The organism is Pseudomonas sp. HMWF006 (assembly GCF_003061205.1).
Lineage (GTDB): Bacteria > Pseudomonadota > Gammaproteobacteria > Pseudomonadales > Pseudomonadaceae > Aquipseudomonas > Aquipseudomonas monsensis.
Genome location: NZ_QAIU01000365.1, coordinates 7,870 through 10,379, shown reverse-complemented (window position 1 = coordinate 10,379; position 2,510 = coordinate 7,870). Strand labels below are relative to the sequence as shown.

Annotated in this window: 4 protein-coding genes; 1 reads left to right on the top strand and 3 read right to left on the bottom strand. The window is 60.0% G+C overall.

Annotated features, from left to right (window positions below; all coding sequences use genetic code 11):
- The 3 genes from DBR24_RS14995 to DBR24_RS14985 form a co-directional block, all read right to left on the bottom strand.
- On the bottom strand, positions 1-481 hold a 481-nt coding region (locus DBR24_RS14995; protein WP_128615154.1), incomplete at its 3' end, for an NAD(P)H-binding protein.
- Between the two features lie 103 nt (positions 482-584).
- A complete protein-coding gene (locus DBR24_RS14990) occupies positions 585-1,496 on the bottom strand; it encodes a LysR family transcriptional regulator (protein WP_128615153.1) in 912 nt (303 codons plus the stop codon).
- Positions 1,497-1,608: 112 nt separating this feature from the next.
- Positions 1,609-2,199, bottom strand: coding sequence for an NAD(P)H-dependent oxidoreductase (locus DBR24_RS14985; RefSeq protein WP_128615152.1), 591 nt, complete (start codon positions 2,197-2,199; stop codon positions 1,609-1,611).
- A 182-nt stretch (positions 2,200-2,381) separates the two neighbouring features.
- Here DBR24_RS14985 and DBR24_RS32245 point away from each other — a divergent pair.
- Positions 2,382-2,510 (top strand): putative quinol monooxygenase (locus DBR24_RS32245; protein ID WP_256591495.1); only part of this gene is annotated, 129 nt, incomplete at its 3' end.

Below are 2,510 nucleotides of genomic sequence, written 5' to 3'. Positions count from 1 at the left end.
GGCTGTGGCCATAGATCAGGGTGTTGCAGATCACCGCCGAATTCACTCCGTCTTTCGCCGCCGCGAGGATCAGGTTGTCGATGGCCCCGCGGGCCGCCTTGTCGACGGTCGGTGGCGGCAGGTTGTCTTCGACGTAGATAACGTCGCTGGACTTACCGCCCGAGGCATCGCCGACGATGCTCGAACCACTGGTGTGCAGGAACGCTTTGTTCGAGCCGCGCAACGCGTCGAGCAAGGCTTCGACGGCACCGCGATGGTCGCTGCTGGCGGCGTTGATCACCGCGTCAGCCGCGCGGGCCTGTGCGACCAGCAGCGTGCTGTCTTCGAGGGTGCCGATCACCGGGGTGATGCCCAATGCCTTCAGCTCATCAGCCTGCTCGGCGCTGCGCACCAGGCCCGTGACATTGTGCCCGGCCTGGACCAGACCGGTGGCGATGGAGCCGCCGATAAAACCGGCGGCGCCGGTGATGAATACCTTCATGGAGAAACTCCCTGCGTGAATAAGTGATGGGGCGAGTATCGGCCGCCGAGCGTGCGGGAAACACCCGCCCTCGCCCAATTCACTCTTGCGCAGAGGTCACGAATCAGCCCTTGAAGTCGGCGTTGGCGTAAGCGACGAGTTTGCTCTGGATGAAGTCGAGGAAGCACTGAATGCGCAGTGCCAGTTGCGAGTTACGGTAGTACACGGCGTTAATCGGCTGACGATAACCGCTGTTGAATTCCGCCAGCAGCACCTTGAGGCGCCCGGCACGGATGTCGTCGATGGTCATGAAGTGCGACAGGCAGGCGATGCCCTGACCTTCCAGCGCCAGATGGCACACGGTCTCGCCACTGGAGGCGCTGATCGCCGGGGTGATCGGCCAGCGGTCGCCGTGCACGTAGCGCAGCGGCCATTGGTTGAGGCCTTCGTTCTGGGTGAAGCCGAGCAAGGTGTGTTCGCTCAGATCGGCGACTTGCTGCGGCGCGCCGTGTTTCTCCAGATACGCGGGGCTGGCGACGATCAGCAACGGACTGCAGCCGAGGGAGCGCGCGTGCAGCGTCGAATCGGCGAGGGTGCCGATGCGGATGGCGATGTCGGTGCTTTGTTCCAGCAGGTCAATGATCAGGTCATTGCTGTTGAGTTCGAGTTGGATGTCCGGATAGAGGCGGCGGAATTCGTCGATGTAGGGGACGACGGCATGCAGCATGAACGGCGATGCGGCGTTGATCCGCAGGCGTCCGGACGGGGTTTGCTGGCGCGAGGACAGACGCTCTTCGAGGGCGTCCATCTGATCGAGAATCAGCTTGGCCTGCTCGAAGAAGTACTTACCCTCCTCGGTCAGGTCCATGCGCCGTGTGGTGCGGTTGATCAGCGTGGTGTCGAGCTTGGCTTCCAGCCGTGACAAGGTGCGACTGACCGCCGACGGCGTCTGCCCGACCTGCTCGGCTGCGGCAGAAATCGAACCGCACTCGATCACGCAGACGAAAATCTGCAATTCATCGGATCTGGCTTTCACAGGTATCCCTTGGGCTGATCATCACCCTTGTATTGTGGGGAAGGTATCCAATTGTGGCGAGGGGATAAATCCCCCTCGCCACAGATCACTTGCCTGGCCCAAGGAAATCACTTCACGCCTGGAGGCCAAACACCTCTGTCAGATGCCGCTCATAGCGCGCCACATCGTTCTCGATGTTCGGCCGCTTCATCACGTCGACACAGAGGAACGTCGGCAACCCGGTCATGCCGAGAAACTCATTGGCCTTGTGAAACGGGAAGTACACCGCGTCCACGCCTTTGGCTTCGAAGAAGTCGGTCGGGTCATCGAAGGCCTGCTGCGGTGCGTTCCAGGTCAGCGACAACATGTATTGCTTGCCCTGGATCAGGCCGCCGCTGCCGTACTTCTGCGACGCATCGGAACGGGTACGACCGTCGCTGGCATAGAGGCTGCCGTGGCCTTCGGTGAACACTTCGTCGATGTACTTTTTCACCGTCCACGGCGCGCCCATCCACCAGCCCGGCATTTGATAAATGATCACGTCGGCCCAGAGGAATTTGGCCACTTCTTCTGCGACGTCGTAGCCCTCGTCGATGAACGTGGTCTTGACGTCGACACCGCCGCGATCCAGCACACTCAGCGCGGCTTCGTGCAGGGTGGTGTTGTAGCGACCATCGGAGTGGGCGAATTTTTTACCGCCATTGAGCAACAATACTTTTTTCATGAAAGCGCCTCGCACAGCCATTGGGCTGGAGAAAGATGGGCAAAGGAATGGCGGCAGGTTACCCACCCATCACGCGCGGAATAAGCCACGTGAGCGCAAAATACATTTGATCAAAATGCACGAATCTCATGCCGATTGTTGCAATAGCATTTCCGGCTATCAGTATTTGAGGAGTTGTTTTGATGAATGAACACCACGGTTTTATCCTGCACGCCAAGACACGCCCGGAGAAAGCCGATGCCTTCGAAGCGCTGTTTCGCGCTTACGTCGAACCGAGTCGCGCCGAGCCCGGCTGCATCGAGTACCACATG

Excerpts from the sequence above, each read along its gene's own strand:
- DBR24_RS14985 (WP_128615152.1), bottom strand. The coding sequence starts at position 2,199 with ATGAAAAAAGTATTGTTGCTCAATGGCGGTAAAAAATTCGCCCACTCC.